This is a genomic window from Mesorhizobium xinjiangense (assembly GCF_009749525.1).
Lineage (GTDB): Bacteria > Pseudomonadota > Alphaproteobacteria > Rhizobiales > Rhizobiaceae > Mangrovimarina > Mangrovimarina xinjiangensis.
The window spans coordinates 1-18,577 of the sequence record NZ_WOAC01000005.1; the positions used below are offsets into that span (position 1 = coordinate 1).

Annotated in this window: 12 protein-coding genes and 1 pseudogene; 4 read left to right on the plus strand and 9 right to left on the minus strand. The window is 61.2% G+C overall.

Translation table 11 applies throughout. The features are described from left to right. Both GM909_RS25715 and GM909_RS07175 read right to left on the minus strand, forming a co-directional pair. Nucleotides 1-576 (minus strand): annotated as a pseudogene (locus tag GM909_RS25715) (IS5 family transposase); the annotation flags it as partial. A gap of 529 nt (nt 577-1,105) precedes the next feature. Next, complete coding sequence (locus tag GM909_RS07175) at nt 1,106-1,306, minus strand: DUF1214 domain-containing protein (RefSeq protein ID WP_198174173.1); 201 nt, start codon at nt 1,304-1,306, stop codon at nt 1,106-1,108. An 81-nt stretch (nt 1,307-1,387) separates the two neighbouring features. Here GM909_RS07175 and GM909_RS07180 point away from each other — a divergent pair, with 81 nt between their 5' ends. After that, nucleotides 1,388-2,101 carry a methyltransferase family protein gene (locus GM909_RS07180; RefSeq protein ID WP_235911721.1) on the plus strand — a complete coding sequence of 238 codons (714 nt, stop codon included), beginning with the start codon at nt 1,388-1,390 and terminating at the stop codon, nt 2,099-2,101. 450 nt (nt 2,102-2,551) lie between these two features. On the opposite strand, the gene GM909_RS07185 is transcribed toward GM909_RS07180, so the two are convergent. Continuing rightward, the gene (locus tag GM909_RS07185) at nt 2,552-3,451 is read right to left on the minus strand and encodes a transporter (RefSeq protein ID WP_198174156.1); all 900 of its coding nucleotides are present in this window, start codon (nt 3,449-3,451) and stop codon (nt 2,552-2,554) included. 730 nt (nt 3,452-4,181) lie between these two features. On the opposite strand from GM909_RS07185, the gene GM909_RS07190 reads away from it, so the two are divergent. Both GM909_RS07190 and GM909_RS07195 read left to right on the plus strand, forming a co-directional pair. Further along, nucleotides 4,182-5,792 (plus strand): arylsulfatase, encoded by a 1,611-nt coding sequence (locus GM909_RS07190; protein WP_157015540.1) that lies wholly within the window; start codon nt 4,182-4,184, stop codon nt 5,790-5,792. 115 nt (nt 5,793-5,907) lie between these two features. Next, entirely contained in the window at nt 5,908-6,330 is a 423-nt protein-coding gene (locus GM909_RS07195) for a hypothetical protein (protein ID WP_157015541.1), read from the plus strand. Between the two features lie 100 nt (nt 6,331-6,430). On the opposite strand, the gene GM909_RS07200 is transcribed toward GM909_RS07195, so the two are convergent. Both GM909_RS07200 and GM909_RS07205 read right to left on the minus strand, forming a co-directional pair. After that, nucleotides 6,431-7,126: a response regulator transcription factor gene (locus tag GM909_RS07200; protein WP_157015542.1), complete on the minus strand. Its 696-nt coding sequence runs from the start codon at nt 7,124-7,126 to the stop codon at nt 6,431-6,433. Next, nucleotides 7,123-8,571, minus strand: coding sequence for a sensor histidine kinase (locus GM909_RS07205; RefSeq protein WP_157015543.1), 1,449 nt, complete (start codon nt 8,569-8,571; stop codon nt 7,123-7,125). The genes GM909_RS07200 and GM909_RS07205 overlap by 4 nt, the downstream gene beginning before the upstream one ends. 722 nt (nt 8,572-9,293) lie before the next feature. Here GM909_RS07205 and GM909_RS07210 point away from each other — a divergent pair. Next, nucleotides 9,294-16,283 carry an autotransporter outer membrane beta-barrel domain-containing protein gene (locus GM909_RS07210; protein WP_157015544.1) on the plus strand — a complete coding sequence of 2,330 codons (6,990 nt, stop codon included), beginning with the start codon at nt 9,294-9,296 and terminating at the stop codon, nt 16,281-16,283. Nucleotides 16,284-16,529: 246 nt separating this feature from the next. Here the strand turns inward: GM909_RS07210 and GM909_RS07215 are convergent, their stop codons facing one another. The 4 genes from GM909_RS07215 to GM909_RS07230 all read right to left on the minus strand — a co-directional run bounded on the left by GM909_RS07215 (nt 16,530) and on the right by GM909_RS07230 (nt 18,474). Beyond that, nucleotides 16,530-17,543 (minus strand): fatty acid desaturase, encoded by a 1,014-nt coding sequence (locus tag GM909_RS07215; RefSeq protein ID WP_235911747.1) that lies wholly within the window; start codon nt 17,541-17,543, stop codon nt 16,530-16,532. A gap of 97 nt (nt 17,544-17,640) precedes the next feature. Further along, nucleotides 17,641-17,874, minus strand: a complete 234-nt coding sequence (locus GM909_RS07220) for a hypothetical protein (protein WP_157015546.1) — start codon at nt 17,872-17,874, stop codon at nt 17,641-17,643. Between the two features lie 219 nt (nt 17,875-18,093). Further along, nucleotides 18,094-18,303 carry a cold-shock protein gene (locus GM909_RS07225; protein WP_157015547.1) on the minus strand — a complete coding sequence of 70 codons (210 nt, stop codon included), beginning with the start codon at nt 18,301-18,303 and terminating at the stop codon, nt 18,094-18,096. Nucleotides 18,304-18,315: 12 nt separating this feature from the next. Continuing rightward, nucleotides 18,316-18,474, minus strand: a complete 159-nt coding sequence (locus GM909_RS07230; protein ID WP_157015548.1) for a hypothetical protein — start codon at nt 18,472-18,474, stop codon at nt 18,316-18,318. Nucleotides 18,475-18,577 lie beyond the last annotated feature (103 nt).

Sequence of the window (18,577 nt, forward strand, 5' to 3'; positions counted from 1 at the left end):
GTGAATTTATGACGGCGGCTGCGAGATGGATGATGGCAATGAACGAGGTGTCGGTTTTGTCGGCGCGCATGGCGATGCGTTTGAACTCTTTGAGCTTGCAGAAGAAGTTTTCGACGAGATGACGCCATTTGTACATTTCGGCATCGAGGGGCAGAGGTTGAGACCGGCGCTGGTGCTGGGAAATGACCACCTTTGCACCGCGCTCGTTGAGTTCAGCGACGATAGCGTTGCTGTCGAAGGCCTTGTCGGCGATCAGCGCATCAAAACAGAGCCCGTCGATCAGCGGCGGCACGCCGACGGTGTCGAAGCGGTGGCCGGGGAGGAGCACGAAGCGTACGAGGTTGCCCAAGGCGTCGGTCAGCGCGAGGATTTTGGTTGTCATGCCGCCCTTGGAGCGGCCTATGGCCTGGCTCTGAGTCCCCCTTTTGCGCCTTGGCCGTGGCGGTGGACCTTGACGATGGTGGCGTCGACCATGGCGTATTCCATGTCGGGCTCGTCCGAGCAGGCCTGGAAAAGCCGAATGAAAACATCGGCTTTGACCCAGTCGCGGTATCGCTTGAAGACCGTGTTCCAATGGGCGTCCGTCAGTACGAATCGTTCCATCCGAAGCTTGAATCATGTTCAAGCCGCGGGTGGAATCCTGAATCTCAACAGGCCTTAGATCGGGGGCCGTCGGAAATGTGTTGACCGGCAGCGTCGCTCGCGCAAGCCATCTGCCGCCGAGGAAGCTGAAGGGCTGGGCCACCCGGAAATAGAACTGGTTCGCGTCCGTGTTCAGCCCCGAAAGCTCGCCCGTATACTGCGTCTGGAAATTGACCGCGGTGGTGTTCGCCAGCGGATTGTTCGCCTGCGCAGCAGCGGCATCCTGGGCCATCGCGGTTCCCCCCGACAGCAGCAGTCCGCCGAGTGCAACCATAAGAGCTGTAGTCTTCGTTGGTGACCTCCCAATCTTAACGGGTCGGGTAAGCCTGGCTAAATTTAGCGCCCACGAATGCCGATCGCATATCCGGCATTCGTGGGGCATTTCCCCATCTGGTTGCTTTCCTTGTCGGCCCCACGCGATATTGCACCTGCATAGAGGGTCAGTGAGCTGATCGAAAATCCGTCATTGTACCTTCTCGATATCGCCGGGTTTCCAGCTGCCATCGAGCGCAGCCTGCTGGGGCAGATAGAGCCTCAGGATCGCAAAGAACCCCCTGCCAGGAGCTGTAGCAAGCCAGTTGCCCTCGTCCCCTTCCGGTGCTTCGGGGCCAATGTGGAGAACCGGCTGCCGGTCATCGCCTCTACGAAGTGGCACTGTCGCAATCGGGTGGAAGAACGTCGCCCAACGAGCCGGCTCGCGAAGGCAGCTATGTGTGGCTAAACCGGGCGTTCACATCAAGCAACAATGGCCGCTCCTCAATTTCGACGTTATATGCAATCACACCAATGCTGCATTCCTGCCCCAAAGACCGCTCACTTCCAAAAGGGGAATTTCATGTCGACCTCAGCCGCACCGCAGGCCTTCGACCAGCGCAAGCGCATCCGCTTGTTATGGGCGGGCGGGGTTCTCGTCGCTGCGACTGCAATATTCTCCACCTCGCGATGGAACGAGGCGAATGGATCCCATGAAGCGGTTGAGTTTGCCGGTGTCGGCTTGGTCTTTGCCTGCATTCTGGGACGGCTGTGGAGCGCGCTCTACATCGGCTCGAAAAAGAATCGGGAACTGACGACGCGCGGTCCCTATTCGATGACGCGCAATCCACTTTACTTCTTCTCCACAATTGGCGCGGCCGGCGTCGGACTGATGTACGGCTCTGTGCTGATGGGCCTGCTGCTTTCATTCGTCACTTGGCAGATCTTCCTGGCAACTGCCGCACGTGAAGAAGCCTTCCTGCGCGGACGGTTCGAGACCGCCTATGCAGTCTACGCCGCCCGCACGCCGCTGTTTTGGCCCAACCCGCGTCTTTACCTGGACGATCCAGAAACCACGTTTTCGCCCCTGGCGCTGAAGCGGACGCTCTTCGATGGACTCTATTTTCTCGCTGTCTTCCCGGTGCTGGAACTCATTGAGCACTTTCATGCCGCCGGCTATCTTCCGTCCTTCTTCAGCCTTTACTAACGCCTTCCAAGCGCAGCCGTCGCAGGCTTCACGTCGCGACGCAAACCAGGCAGATCGCCTTTGGCGCACACCCTTTCAGTTTGGGAATAGATGTCGTCTGTCTAGGGGCAGTGGCTGACGGTTGGCGACGAAATGCACGTGGACAGGCTTCAGCCTGTCTAATGCCACTCTAGTGGATAAGCCGGCGAGCTCCGCCTTGATAGTCGTAGTCATCTCCATGCCATCGTGTGAACCGTCGCCCACGCGGACGATGGACGAGCCGCCGACCAATGTCAGGGCTTCGCCGTCGACGACATCGCCACCGGCCGCAACCAGTGAGCTGGCCAATGCCTAGCCCGACAGATGGACCAGGCACAGTCATCGGCAAAAATCTCAAGTGGTTCCGCCGTCAGCCGCGATTACAGTTGCGCTGATTACGGCCGCGCATGTGAGGCCTCTCTGCGGTCGCGCCTACCACGCATGATTGTAGTTGATTGAAAAGGTTTGCGCGCTTGGCGTCGAATCGCGCTTCGCCACGGTGCTGTTGAAGCTGACGGCAATGGCGTCTACGGGAGTGAAGTTGAAACTGCCGCTTACGCCAAGTCTCAGTGTGTTTTGAACATTATCCTGCTCGGTATCATCAATGCGGGTTTCTCCTCCGTAGGAATAAAAGGCATCAGCCGATAGCCAGAGCGCTCTGGTAAGGTTCTGGCTGTAATGCGCTTCAATCGAAAAGAGAGGATCCTGTTCGAGCACACTGCTGCCGTGGTATTCGTCGTTGTAAGTGAATAGCTGCACGTTGGCGTTGACGGCAAGCAGGGCGCCCCAATTATATGGCTGCCCCCAGGAGAGCTGGGGTTTGAATGCCCAGCGGTTCTTGCCCACGTTTAGGATCTTGTCCGGGTCATACCTGCCAGTAGGTGCGGTAATTGCCAGGGAGGCGGTGAGATATTGCTCCGGCTTCCAGTGTGCAAACTCTTCCTGGCTCAGTGCCGGCGCACCGTAGATGCTGGCAACTAGGATGGCCTGGATATCACCTACTCCGTCAGTGGAACTTTCGACGGAAGTGCCGTCGATTTGCGCATCGATGAAGCCATAAGGCGCAATCAGCTGAATGGCACCCACCCGACCGCCGATATCGAACGACCGAGCATAGCGCAGGATCGGCACACTCGCATGAACCGATGCGCCGTCGATCGGCAGGTTGGAATCGATCGAGGCTTCCGCATTCGAATAGGTGTAATAGACATAAAGAAAGTTCATATCGACTGGAACATTGATCCAATCACGCGCGCCGTCGGCCAACGCATTCATCGGGCACAGCGCAAGCGCCGCGGCGCCGAAACTGGTGAGTTTCTTTCTGCTCATCATTAGCCCTCTCCAAGCAACTGAATATCGATCTGTCGGAAGACGGTGGAAGGACGTTCGGCGGCATGTAGGGGGCACCAAGTGCATCACTGTGTTGAAAGTGCTGACCGAGCTCATCGAGCCATCTAAAGATTCCATACCGCCCCGATATGAAGGCCGCATCAGACACCCGATGTCTCGTCCGCCAACTGTGCCGATAGCCGGCCGGCATCACATCATGCTTTTCAATAGGTCGACGGTGGTCGAAACATCAAACATTCAATTCTATTGAATTCTTACGGCGCGCTTGCAGTTGCGACACTTGCAAGGCTCCGTGGTCGTCCGCAATTCCGACCGCACGCGAAGGTGCTCAACCGCACTTTGGGCCACCAAGCCTTTCAGGCTCGTGCGGCTGGACCTTGCAGTTTCAGGACTGATCTCTCTATCAGATGCCGAAACTGCAATCGAAGGGCAGGAGGGCAAGATTCAGTTAGAATTGAATCGTTTTGTTCAGTGGAAATCGTGACGATAGAGGCTTTACCATTATGGCTGGCTTGGCATTGGGCTGCCGCAATGGAGCATCTTCCGCCGGTGGTGGTTTGAAGTTTGCAACTGGGCAGCGAATGCTTTTCAAGCCCGCTTCGGCTGTGCCGGACCTGGGCTCGAAATCATCTATTCCCCCCACTGTCGCAGCCGCTGCGCAAGGTGGAGATTGCCACCACCGCGTTGGCAGCCAAAGGACGAGGAACGCATTATGAAGTTAGCCAGGCAATTTTGCATCAGCCTGTCGTCGGCCGTCTTTATAGCGGTGAGCGCCCCGGCAATGGCCCAAGAGCAAGAGCAGCCCAACATCGTCGTTGTCATGGGCGACGATATCGGGATGTGGAACATCGGCGCCTATCACCGGGGAACGATGGCGGGCGAGACGCCGAATATCGATCAGCTCGCCGATGAGGGCATGCTGTTCACCGATTACTATGCCGAGGCCAGTTGCACCGCCGGCCGCGCGGCATTCATTACCGGTGAATTGCCCATCCGCACCGGCATGACAACGGTTGGGCAGGCTGGCGCACCAATCGGTCTGCCGGCACAGGCAGTGACAATCGCGACGGCCCTTAAAGACATGGGTTATGCAACCGGGCAATTCGGCAAGAATCATCTCGGAGACAAGAATGAGTTTCTGCCGACCGTGCACGGCTTCGACGAGTTCTTCGGCTATCTCTATCATCTCGACGCAATGGAAGATCCCTGCCACCCCAACTATCCGCAGGAATTGAGGTCGCAAGTTGGGCCGCGCAACATGGTCCACAGCAGGGCCACCAACGAGGAAGATGAGACGGTGGACCCTCGCTGGGGCGAGGTCGGAAAGCAACGCATCGAGGACGCGGGTGAATTATGTCCGCAACGCATGGAGACCGTCGACGACGAGATTCTCCGGCATACATTTGCGTTCATCGACAAGGCTGAAAGTGAGGACAAGCCGTTCTTCGTCTGGCTCAATCCGACGCGCATGCACATCGTGACGCATCTGTCGCCAAAATATGAGTCCATGCGCAACTCGGACAATGGCTGGTCGATCCAGGAAGCCGGGATGGCTCAGTTCGACGATATAGTCGGCTCGGTCATACAGAAGTTGGAAGATATCGGGGAGGATGACAACACGATCCTCGTCATCACCACGGACAATGGAACAGAGCTCTTCACGTGGCCCGATGGCGGAATGACACCCTTTGCCCAGAGCAAGGGTACGGTGATGGAAGGCGGCTTCCGAGTGCCTACAATCGCCTATTGGCCAGGCAAGATACCGGCTGGCGAGGTTGAAAACGGAATTATGTCCGGCCTCGACTGGTTTCCGACTTTGGTTGCGGCTGCCGGCAATCCGAACATCGCTCAAGAGTTAAGGTCGGGAAAGCAGATCGGGGATGAGACATATAAGGTTCACCTCGATGGTTACAATCAGCTGGACCTGCTGACCGGTAAGGGGCCATCAAACCGGGACGAAGTGTGGTATTTCGCCGAAACGCAACTGGGCGCCGTGCGGATCGGGGATTACAAATATCGCTTTATCGATCAGCCGGAAGGCTGGCTGGGGGGCAAGACCGAGGTTTCCGCGCCCTATCTCACGAATTTGCGCCTCGATCCGTTCGAACGCGCTGGCTGGCCTGACAGTGGAACCAAGGAGGGCTCGCTGCAGTATTTCGACTGGTTCAAGTACGAATTCTGGCGCTTCGTATTTGTTCAGGATCAGGTCGCGAAACTTGCGAAGTCCGCTATCGAATTCCCGCCGATGCAGAAGGGCGCGAGTTTCAACCTCGACTCCGTGAAAGCGAAGATTGCAGCGGCCCAATCGGCTATGGGCAAGTAGCCTTGTGGCAGTTCGGTCGACGATACGGCGAGCGGCTCATAACCGCTCGCCTCTTTCGAAAAACACGATGCTCGGCAGCGCTGTCTTTCATTACCTAGCGATGCCGAGGTGAAACATGAGCGTCATAAACGCCTTCATTGCCCGCACCATCAAATGGTTTCTCGTCGTCTTCGGCTTGGCGACGTGCGGGACATTGCCCTTCGCGATGGACATCGATCTGATCACGCCATTATTCGGTGGGCTTGTGGACTATACGCCTTCCAGTGTGCCCGCTTTGCGGCATTGGGGCATCATGGTCTTTGGAATAGGCGTGCTGATGGTGGTCGCGGGTTTTCGCCCATGGCTGCGGTTCGAGACCATGCTGTTCAGTACCATCGAGAAGGCGTTCATGGTCTATCTTTATCTAAGCAATATCGGGCAACCATGGATTGCAGGCTACCTCACTGCATTCATACTCGATTCCACAATTGTCGCGTACAGCATTTTGTATTTCCTCAGTCGAGAAGGCCGGCCCAATCTCTGGATTCGTGAAGATTAGACCTCGCGAATAAGCTCACCAGCCGCAAGGCGGGATTGCTGTCGCAGACAATGCATTGTCATTTGTTACCGGAACTCAGATGGCCGATTTTCCTGCGCCATCATTGAACGACGGCCGGTGCCGTAAATGCATAGCCGACACCATAAATGACCTTGATCGGGGCCTGAAGATGGGTGTGTTCGTCAATCTTGCGACGTAGACGGCTAATGACGGCATCGAGATAACGGTTGTCGAAATGAGTCCTGGGACGGGCAATCGTCTCGGCAAGATTCTCGCGTTCGCAAACGTCGCCCCCATGCTCGCAAAGTGTATTCAAGAGAGAAAACTCGGTTGCCGTCAATTTGATAGAATGCTGGTTCGGCGCTGTGAGAGTCCAGTTTTTGCTGTTCAATATCCAGGTTTCCTCGGCATCATCCGCCGCATCGGCCTGATCTCCCGTTCGCCGCAACAGGCTGCGGATGGCGGCTTCGATCTCGCGCAGCGTGCTGTGCTTCACGAGATAGATGTCTGCGCCGCTTTCAAAGCCCCGAATACGATCGTCGCTTTCGCTAAGAGCTGTGAGCATGATGATACCGCAGCGATGAACCGCGCGGATTTCGGCAGCTAGTTCAAATCCGTTGCCGTCGGGGAGCCCAACATCGAGGATGATTATGTCAGGCAGTTCGTCATGAGCCAGCGCCTGATGCAAACCCTGCGCGGTCGCAACACCTTCGGCCGTGAAGCCGCATAGGATAAGAAAATCGACCAGATCCTTGCGCAGGCGCGACTCGTCCTCGACGATCAGTATATGCGTCAAGTTTCTATCTCCTCTGTCCCTGTCAAATCGGCGGCTGCGCTTGTCAAAGGCAGGCGCACGACAGCCAACGTTCCCCCACCTTCATTGGGAAGCAACTCCAACGAACCGCCATGATAGGCAAGCAATTTGCGAGAAGAATAGAGACCGAGCCCGGTGCCAGTCCCGGCCTTTGTATTGGAAGCCCGAAAGAAGCGTCGCCCGATCTTGTGCAGTTCGGCTTTCGGTATGCCGATACCGCGATCACGTACTTGGAATTGAACGACGCCGTCTTCAACCAGCACCTCAATGTGGACTGGCCAATCCTGCGGCGAGTATTTGAGTGCATTGTCGATGAGATTGATGATGACGGTGGCCAACATATCCGCGTCGACGAAAATCGCAGGCGCTTCGTCGTCCGTCCGGAAGTGCAAGCGTTCACTTTGCCTGCGCATCTCAAAATGCAATTTCACGCTGGCAACAAGGGATGCAACCTCTATCGGTTCCGGTAGAAAGCCGTTGTCGCGGTCGTTCGCCATGAAGCGATCGATCAGGGAAAACAGTCGGTCGAGTGCCTCGCCGATGCCAGAGAGCCGTTCCTTCGTTGCTTCACGCGATCTGTCGCCGACAAGGCCGATCATGTCGACTGCATTGCGGATGACCGCCAGTGGCGTGCGGAACTCGTGACTGACAACACGCATGAAGTCGGTCTGCTCCTCACGAAGGGCCCGTTCGGTCTCAAGGCTGGTATTCAATCGGCTTTCCAGCCTGCGCCGCTCCAATATTTCCCGGGATAAGGCATCGTTCTTCTCGCGCAGGTCAGCGGACAGCTTCGCGTTGACCATGAACAGGAGGCAGGCAAACAAAGCGATCAGGAACAAGATGCCCTGCAGCAGATACCAGGCGTTGCGATCGTTCAGGACCGTGATGTCCTGGGGATCGGCGGGAAGCCAGTATTCTATGGCGCTGTGAAGGATGCTGGCCGCCATATAGTAGGCAAACACGCCTGCCGTCATCCAGCGCAACAGCCAGGGCTGCGTCCTGTCACGCAGCAGCGCCAAAGACATCATCGACATGATGATTAGCGTGAAGAGCGTGGATGTGTGAACGCGGATGGCGATGTTGCTTGGGTCGACGGCAACGGCGACGCTCCAGATCACGCTATAGCAGATGAGCAGCGAGGCACCGATCCAAGTGTAGCGTGGCTGACCCAAAAAGCGCGCCAGACCTTCAGCGAGCAGGACCACACCCAGCTTGATGACTGTGTTGGACAGAACGATGGACCAGACGGCAGGCGGCTCTCCCCGCAGGAGCAGCAGGAGAAGCCCTATCGCGATGGCTTTAAAACCTGCCGCGAGAAACGTGAGTTCGTAGAGATGTCGCCATGCCAGCCAGACGAACAACCAGGCTACCGCCTGCAGGCTGGCGGTTGCGAGACTGACAATCAGAATTGTCTTGAGGTCAAGCATCCTTGAGCATTTGCACGGGTCTCCCGCCGCACGTCCGTGAATATGCAACTTATACTTGGCAGGGGTTGAGCGCTGGCGCAAGTACGATCGCGCGCTGCAAGAATTGAATAGAATTCAATGGAATTCAATTGTTGATGTATTGCCCCTATTTGATCAGTTAATCGTCCGGAAACATGAGCAACCGAGCGCAATTTTGCAAGATTCAGTCAGAATTGAATAGATTTCAGTAGTGCCAATTGTAGAGCCGATGGTTCTATCTTCTGCACAGGCTTGGTTGATCGAGTGCTGGACCGGGCCAGCGCGCAGCATAGCGCAATGGACGATGGGAGTATGAGACCGGTATGGCCGGCATGCGACTTCTGGGGGCGATCTGATGAGGGACCCCGCACGCACCCGAGAATTCTGGCAAGCAACATTGCTTGAGCGGACTGTCTCAGCGTGGAGGACTTCGCGCCATAAAGCACTTTCGCTTCATCGAGTTTTACAACACGCCCAAAACTCTCTCGTCAATTTTCCCATGCAAATAAGGGGGTGTCGCGGCCATCGACCGGCAGTTCGCTTATTTGTTTGCTCACCGCGAGGAAATCACCATGCCAACCCGGCCTAACGACAAACGCGCCGCTCATAGGGCGCGCCTTCTAGGGTCCGTAACCTTCATCGCCGGCCTGTGGCCGGTCCTCCCGGCGGCGGCGCAGAGCTATTACAGCTGCGGGAGTCCTGAAATGGACTGGAACTCGTGTACCGTGCCATCCGGAGAGGGCACGACCGGAGTGAGCGTCGTGGACACCGGGACAAACGTGGACGACCAACCGTACACCCTCACCAACGACGCCGATATCACCGCGTCCACTGCCAATCAGTCCGTTATCCTGCATCTGGAGCTGGACGGCTCCGCAGGCAATGACGACGGCGACACGGGCGATGCAACCGCTCACAGTGGCGGCGCGCTGACGCTCACCAACAACGGCGACATCATGTTGCAGGGCGGCGGCGGCAACTGGGGCCATGTCAATGGCATCTTCGTGCAGGCAAATGGCGGCGCCGGCGCGCGACCCGGTCATAATGGAGATGACGGCGGACGTGGCGGCGACAGCGGCACGATCAATCTCACGAACAACGGAACGATCACCATCGATGCGTCTGCCGGGAGTTCCAGACCCACGGTGACCGGGATCTACGCCGGCGCGAGTGCCGGCGCCGGCGGCGACATGAATTCCGGTGCAGGCGATCAGAAGGGCGGCAACAGCGGCGACGCGAAGACGGTCACCGTGGTCAACAACGGCGAGATCCACATCGGCGCCGAGGGCAACGCATTCACGGGCGACGGCGGAGGTCACGCCATTTACGCATTTGGCGACGGCAGCAACGGCGGCTCGGAGAATGGCGAAGGCGGTGCCGGGGGGACCATCTCGGTCACCAACAACGCCGCGATCTCGCTTTACTGGAATGGCTGGGACAGCGCACCGCAAGGCGTGCACGGCATCTATGCTCGCAGCCAAGGCGGCAACGGCATCGTCTCGGGCGACAACTCCGACCCGGGCGGCAAAGGCGAGTCCGCGCGTCCGATTACCCTGACGACCAACGGCGACATCACCATTGAGTCGAGCGGTGGGACGCCGACCGGCCCGTCCGCCGCCATGTACGCCATCTCGCAGGGCGGCGATGGTGGAGCGGGCCCCGACAAAGACCATGACGGCGGCGCTGGCGGCGGCGCAAGCATCAACGCCGATGGGAGTGAGGGCTACACCACGTTAACCGTTCAGAACGCTGCCGCGATCTCGGCGTCGGGAGCCGGCATCATGGGCGTCGCCGCCCGCAGCCTCGGCGGCAACGGCGGTGACGGAAGCGACGGCACCAGCGGCGGAGCCGGCGGCTACGGCGGCCGCATCCAGATCAACCTCATGGAGGGAGCCACCATCACGACGGGCGGCGAGGAGGGCTATGCCATTCTCGGCCAGTCCGTTGGCGGGATCGGCGGCAGCAATGCCAGCACGGCCGGAGCAGGTGGCGATGGCAGCAAGGTCGGCGTCTACGCCTCATCGGGCACGACGATCACCACCCAGGGCGACCACGCCGCCGGCGTGACGCTGCACTCCATCGGCGGTGGCGGCGGTGTCGGTGGCGATTTCACCGACGTCCTGGCAGGTGACGGCGGCAACGGCGGCAACGGCGGCGATGCCGGCCTGGTCGAGATCACGTCCGGCGCGGATGTGACGACGCATGGGCAGTATGCTTATGGCCTGCTCGTGCAGTCGATCGGTGGGTCCGGCGGTGTGGGCGGTGTGGGCGAGGGGATCATTCTCGCGCTCGGTGGCCAGGGCGGCGAAGGCGGCGGCGGCGAGGACGCGATTGTGAACAACACCGGTGCGGTGACGACAACCGGGTACGGCGCGAACGGCATCGTGGCGCAGACGCTGTCGGGCGGCGGCGGCGCGGCTGGGGCCGCTGGCGGCGCGATCAGCGTTGGCGGCAACGCTGGGGCAGGCGCCAACAACTCGGCAACCGCCTACGTCACGAACAACAACGACGTGACGACGACGGGCGACGCCGCTGTCGGCATCCTCGTCCAGTCGATCGGCGGCGGCGGCGGCGTGGGAGCGGGCGCCGCCGGCGTCGCCGCTGTCGGCGGCTCCGGCGGTGCGGGTGGCAGTGCCGGTGTCGCGCGGATCTTCCACGTCGGCGGCATCGTCTCGACTGCGGGTGAATTCTCGCACGGCCTCGTCGCACAGTCGATCGGCGGTGGCGGTGGCTCGGGCGGCAACGTCGTCGACGTGTCGGTCGGCGCTGGCCTCGGCATCGGCGGATCAGGCTCCGGCGGAGGCTACGGCGGACATGCCTGCGTCAGCAATACTTACGATGGCTGTGACTATACCGACTCCGGCAACCAGGTGGACGGCAGCCCGAGCGACGACGGCTCGCAAGTACCCGCCCCGTCGCAGCCCGGGTCCACCATCATCACGTCGGGCGACTTCTCCGTCGGCGCCATGGCCCAGTCCATCGGTGGCGGTGGTGGCAACGGCGGCACTGCAAACGGGGCTGGCGCACTCGATGTCGCGACGCTGCAGATCGGCGGCTCGGGAGGCGCGGGCTCGGACGGCCGCCCGGCGCTGATGACCTTCGACAATCTCACGCTCACGACGCAGGGCAGCAACGCCCCGGGCCTCCTCACGCAGTCGATCGGCGGCGGCGGCGGCAACGGCGGCAGCGCCAAGTCGGCCGACGTGGAAGACATTCTGCCGGTGCAGGTGGGGGGCACTGGCGGCAGCGGCGGCGCGGGCGTCGAGGCTACGACGGTGCTCAGCGGCGGCCGACTTACGACCACCGGGACGCATTCGTCCGCCGTCGTGGCGCAGTCGATCGGCGGCGGCGGCGGAAACGGCGGCTCGGCTGCCGGCTACAGCGCCTCGGTGGGCCTCGGCATCAACACCTCGGTCGGCGCCTCGGGAGGCTCCGGCGGGTCCGGCGGTACGGTCAGCGTGAATGTCGCCTCCACGACCATTTCCACCGGGATCGACGAGAACGGTAACGTCATCGACGGGGTGACCGACTCCCACGGCGTGGTGGCGCAGTCGATCGGCGGCGGCGGCGGCAACGGCGGCACATCGGTCGCCGATGCAATGACCGTTGCCTTTCCGGGCGCGGAAGTCGACCTTCCGCCCTTTGCCGCGAGCATCACGACCTCGGTCGGCGGCAAGGGCGGCGTAGCGGGCGCGGGCGGGACGGTGGCCGCCACGCTGACGGGCTCAACGCACGTTCAGACGGGCGGCGACGGCTCGATCGGCGTGCTTGCCCAGTCGATCGCCCATGGCGGCGGCAACGGCGGCAGCGCCTCTTCGCTCTCCGGCACGATCGGCGACCTCGACACGGTCTCGTCGGATATCTCCACCGCGGTGGGCAATGCGGGCGGCGCCGGCGGCAATACCGGAGCCGCCAGCGTGGCGCTCAACGATACCGTCTGGGTTCACACCGCGGGCGATCATTCCAACGCGGTGGTGGTGCAGTCCATTGGCGGCGGCGGCGGCAATGGTGGCGTCGGCAGCGCGAGCAACGACCAGATCGGCGGAGGCTTCAACCTGAGCGCCAACATCGGTCTCGGCGGCAAAGGGGGCAGTGGCGGCGCGCCCGGCTCGGCCACGGTGCATTTCGAGGACGGCACGAGCATCACCACCACCGGCTCGGGCTCTCGCGGCGTTCTGGCGCAGTCCATCGGCGGCGGCGGCGGCACGGGGCAAGGCGGTACGATCGGCCTGTCCGGCAGCGCATCCGTTGGCGGCGGCGAGGGCGAGGAGGCGGCCGAGGGAGAAGATGAGGGTCCGATCTCCGGCAGCGTGAACGTCAACATCGGGTCGGAGACCGGCGACGGCATGACCGGCGGCACGGTCAGCGTCACCGCGAACGGTTCGATCAGCACGACCGGCGGCGATGCGGACGGCATTCTCGCCCAGTCCATCGGAGGCTCCGGAGGTCTCGCAGGCTCGGTCGGCAACGATGCAGGCTCCGACAGCGACGGCTTCGCAGGCGGCGACGAAGACACGAATTATACCCTCACCGCCTCGCTGGGCGGGCGCGGAGGCACCGGCGGCCATGGCGGCGACGTCGATGTCACCATCGACAACGGCCATGTGACGACGACCGGAGACTGGGCGGACAGCGTCGTCGCGCAGTCGATTGGCGGCGGCGGTGGCGCGGGGGGCACCTCCACCGCGGCAGGAAGCGACGCGACGGCATCCATCGACCTCGCGATCGGCGGACATGGCGGAGCGGGCGGAGACGGCGGCGCAGTCAATGCCACGTTCGTCGATACCTACGGGAGTGACGATTACTATCTCGTCAGCACGTCTGGATTTGCAGCTTACGGCGTGCTCCTGCAGTCCATCGGCGGGGGCGGCGGCCAGGGCGGCGACGGCTCGGACAGCGCTTCGGGCGGAATCACCGTCGGCGGCGGCATCGGCGGCTCCGCCGGTTCATCCGGCGATGGCAAGGCTGTTACGATCACCTCCGGAAGCGCGCTCAGCGTATTGACGCAGGGGCATGACGCCCACGCCGTCGTCGCCCAGTCCATCGGCGGCGGCGGCGGCATTGGTGGGGCGGGGAACTCCGAGGCGGCGACCGATGACGACAGCCATTCGATCGACCTCAGCGTCGGTGGCTCCGGTGGATCGAGTGGCAGTGGCGGGACAGTCAAGCTCGACGTCGTCGCGCCCTGGTCCGGCATCCAGACGAAGGGCGACAGGTCCTACGGCGTCCTGGCGCAGTCCATCGGCGGTGGCGGCGGCCTCGGCGGGGGCGGATCGTCCGACAGTGTGGCGAGCCTCACGGTAGGTGGGTCGGGCGGCGCAGCCGGCGACGGCGAGGCGGTCACCCTGTCGATGTCAGGCATCATCCATACCACCGGTATCGATGCGCACGGCATCGTCGCACAGTCCATCGGCGGTGGCGGCGGCATCGGCGGCGCGGGCACCGTGACCACGAATACGCCCCTGAAGTTTGGCGGACAGGATGGGGCGAGTGGAGATGGGGGAGACGTTGCGCTGCATCTCAGCGGCCTCAGCGTCACCACCGAAGGCAACGGGGCGCACGCCGTGATCGCGCAGTCCATCGGCGGCGGCGGCGGCATCGCCGGGAACACCGGCGGCTCCGTGGACGCCGCGAACTACTACACCGGCGCCGACAGCTCCGGCTCGGGCCACGCTGTTTCTGTGAACATCGACAACAACATCACCACCCATGGCGATCGGGCCCACGGCATCGTCGCGCAGTCCATCGGCGGCGGCGGCGGCATCTACAACACCTGGGGAGGCGGCGAGACGATCTACGGCTCCACCGCATCCGGCTACGACGGCATCAGCACGTCCGGCGACGTGACGTTCTCCCAAGCCGGCACGCTCACGACGAACGGCGCGGGCTCGATCGGCATCTTTGCCCAGAGCACGAGCCTCAGCGGCGGAAACTCCGACTTCTTGGGCACCATCACCGGCACGGTGAACGGTAGGGTCACCGGCGGAACGGGCGACGGCGCGGCGGCCATCTACATGATCGACGGCAAGAACAACACCCTCACCGTTTCCGAAACGGGTTCGGTTGCGGCCGGCGACTCTGATGCGTGGTCAATCTACTACTTCGGATATACGGTCGCCGACTACTCCAAGCTGGACGTGACCATCGATGAGGGCGGTACGGTCTACGACAACATCTACCTCTCGGCGGGAACCGTTTATAACAACTCCCACAGCAGCCTGATCGGCGCTTCGCTGTACGTGGCGGACATCGTCAACAACGGCCGGCTCGTGGTCGGCGACAGCGGGTCCCGCGACAAGACCCGCATTACCCGCGATCTCACGCAGACCGACGCAGGCTTCGTCCAGGTGGGCGTCGACTTCGATGCGCGCCGTAGCGGCAGGCTGATCGTGGAGGGCGACGCCGATCTTGCCGGCGGCGTTCATCTCGACACGGAGACGCTCGTCAGAAACGTCGAGCTCGGCGTGCTCAATGTGGAAGGAAACCTCACCGGCGGCATCGACGCGATCGACAGCCCGGCGGTGGATTTTTCCGCCCGCACCGTCGACAAGGAGATCCGCGTCAAGGCCATCGACTCGCGCTTTGCCAATGCCTTCGACATGTTGTCGGATAACCAGCGCGAGGCCGGGCGCCATCTCGATGCGATCTTCGACAGGGACTCCGGCCGCTATGCCAGGCTCCTGGGCGGCATCAACATGCTGTCGTGGGAGGAGGATGGCGGAGCCTCCTATGCGGCGGCGCTCTCCTCGTTGTCGCCCGGCGGCTCGCAGGCTGCAGCCGCCGCGCAGGCGACGCTGGCCGCAGGCCGGCTCGATGGTGCGCTGCGCTGCCCCACCTTCTCTGGCGAGGCGACACGCCGTAACGAGGAAAGCTGTTTTTGGGCCGATGCCGGCGGCGCCGCCATCGAGCAGGATGGCCTGCCGGGCTATGACGGCACCGTCTGGGGCCTTGGTACCGGCGGACAGGTGGAATTCGGCGACAACTGGTTTGCCGGCGGCGCCATCGGCTACGAGGACAGCCAGTTCGACGGCACCGACGGTCTCACCAGCGCCGACGGCGGCACCGGCTATCTCGCCGTTGCGCTCGGTCGGCGCTTCGGTGATTTCACTCTGTCGGCGGCGCTGGCTGGCAGCTATGGCTCCTTCGACACTACGCGCAGCCTGTTCCTGCCGGACTTTTCCGGCACGGCTGAGGGCAACACCGATGTCACCACGCTGAGTGCGCGCCTGCGCGCCGCCTACACGATGGGCACCGAGCGCGCCTATCTGCGCCCTTCAGTAGATCTCGATGTCGTCTACACCCATGCTTCCGGCTATACGGAAAGCGGCGCGGGGATCTACAATCTCGACGTTTTCTCGCAGGAGCAGACGGCCCTTATCGCCACCCCGGCGGTCGAGATCGGCGGCAGCAGGCCATTGACAGACGGCTGGAATATGGGCGGCTTCGCCTCGGCCGGCGTCAGCTTCTCGAGCGAGGATGCATGGGAGACGGACGCCACGCTGACCGCTGCTCCCGACGGCGCCGGCACCTTCAGCACGACGCTCCCCATTGCCGATGTGGTCGCCAAGCTGCGCGCCGGCATCTCCTTCACCAACGAGGACAACGATCTGGAGGTTAAGCTCGAATATGACGGCGCCTTTGGCGACGACTATTCCAGCCATGGCGGGCTCCTGCGTCTGTCCAAGCGGTTCTAAGCCTGGTGCGGAGACGGCGCTCCCGGGAGCATCGACTGGGGCTCTTGGAGCTAAAATTCAATGTATGAACTGGTACGAATACTGGCCCGCCAGAAAACACGAATTTCCGCCTATCTGGAGAAGACAGACCTTGCAATGCGAGCCGTCTTTGACCGATTTGGGTCGACTCGAGCCGTTTATTACGCAGCCTCGTGGCCGCCCCAATTTGCTGAACTTGATGCACACAACCACTGGTGCTGTTTTCGACTAGCTTGAAGCCCGCGCTTCTCGAAACGAGATAAGGCGCCTGGTGCTTTCGTCCCACAGCACGAGTTTGACGCATCTTAGGCTCTGGAGAAAGGTTATGCGGCCCAAGTCGCGCAGATCGGGATGATCCCGCAGCACCTCCGGCAGGCGATAAAACGGCACCTTGGATGACAGGTGATGGACATGATGGATGCCGATGTTTCCGGTGATCCAGCGCAGAGGAAAGGGAAGGTCGTAGTGCGAACTGCCGTGCAGTGCGGCGTGCTGAAAGTTCCAATCGTCGCCTTCGGACCAGTGCGTTTCTTCAAACTGATGCTGCACGTAGAAAAGCCAGACGCCCGCGGTGGCCGCCATCAAGGTGATTGGCACTTGCACCATGAGAAAGGGTGCGACCCCCATAAGCCATATCAGGATCGCCATCGGAAGGGCGACTCCAAGGCTGGTGGCGATCGTCGACATCCAAGGCTGTATTCCGGCACGCATGAGGCCGAACGGCAGTCGAAACTGGCAGATGAACAGCCAGGCCGGGCCGAGACCGAACATGACCAGGGGATGGCGATAGAGCCGATAGCGCGCGCGACCCCACCTGGACAATGCACGATACTCGCTGACCGTAAGCGTTGTGACATCGCCGATCCCCCGCTTGTCGAGATTGCCTGCCGTTGCATGATGTACGGCATGGGTGCGGCGCCAGTAATCGTAGGGCGTGAGAGTGAAGACGCCGATGACGCGGCCTATCCAATCGTTGATGCCGCGCCGCGCGAACAAAGTGCCATGACCACAGTCGTGCTGCAGGATGAAAAGGCGAACCAAGAAGCCGGCCGCAGGGATCGTCAGCAGGAGCCCCCACCAGTGGCCGTGCACAACGGCTATCGCGGTCAATGCCCACAACGCGACAAAAGGTAGTGCTGTAACGGCTATTTCGATGGTGCTGCGGGTCGGACTGGGTTCTTTGTACTGTGCAAGAACGGTGGTCCAGCAGCGCCCTTTCCTTTCAATGGCGGCCCTTTCAATGGGGGCGCCGGCGGCAACATTGTTTTTCACAAGGTCTCCAACGTTGTGCGTGCGCCCTGGCAGGACGCGTGTTGGCAATCAGGCACACATCCGGTGCTCAGGCTGCAGAGCGGGAAGCGAACCTCTTCGCTTTCTTTGCAATACGGTGCTTGACTGCCGCGGGTGCAGGCTGCCGCGCCTCCATTTGCAGACGCGCCTGCCTCAACCTCCGAGTCTTGCCTTCGCGGTCATCGGCTTCCGCCTGGATGATCGCGCGCGCCGTACTGTCGGTCAGTTCCGCTTTGCTCTGCGACTTCGTTGGCATGGGCCGAAACAGATTGTCCTTGGTCATGTCATTGATCTCCTTCCGATCGGGCTGAAAGCAAAAGGCCGGGCAGAAGCCCGACCTTTCCTCTCGTCCCGACGATCCGTGCCGGTACATCCGCGGTCACGGCTCTATAGCATTTTGCAGTCAGGTGGACTCACCTGACGTCCGCATAAATGCGGAAAACAAAAAGATAGAACGTCCTTTGTGCGTCCGAATGGACGCACGGCGCTCTAAGACGAATGCTTACGCAGCCTGCAGATTTTCTGCGGCGCTCTTGCCCGAGCGGCTGTCCTTGACAACGTCGAAGCTCAGCTTCTGGCCTTCGACGATGGTGCGCATACCGGCGCGCTCGACGGCCGAGATATGGACGAATACGTCCGCGGCGCCGTCATCGGGCTGAATGAAGCCGAAGCCTTTGGTGGCATTGAAGAATTTCACGGTTCCGATGCTCATGACGAGTTCCTTTCAATCGGTCACGATGTGCAGTGCTCGCCACGCCGAATGCGTGACAATGCGTTTGAGTCGATTTTGATAGGGAAGATCGTTATGAGCGCGGCTTTCCGCGAAATTACAAAGTCCGGCAACAAGATCGATGCTGCCTATATAGGTGCTGCCGATGTTCAAAACAAGGCCTCGTAAAAGGCTTCCGCTCAGGAGCATTTAGCGCCAGCGTCGCCTGAGGTGGAGTTTTTCAAGGCAATTTCATTGATTCGGGCGTCGATTCACA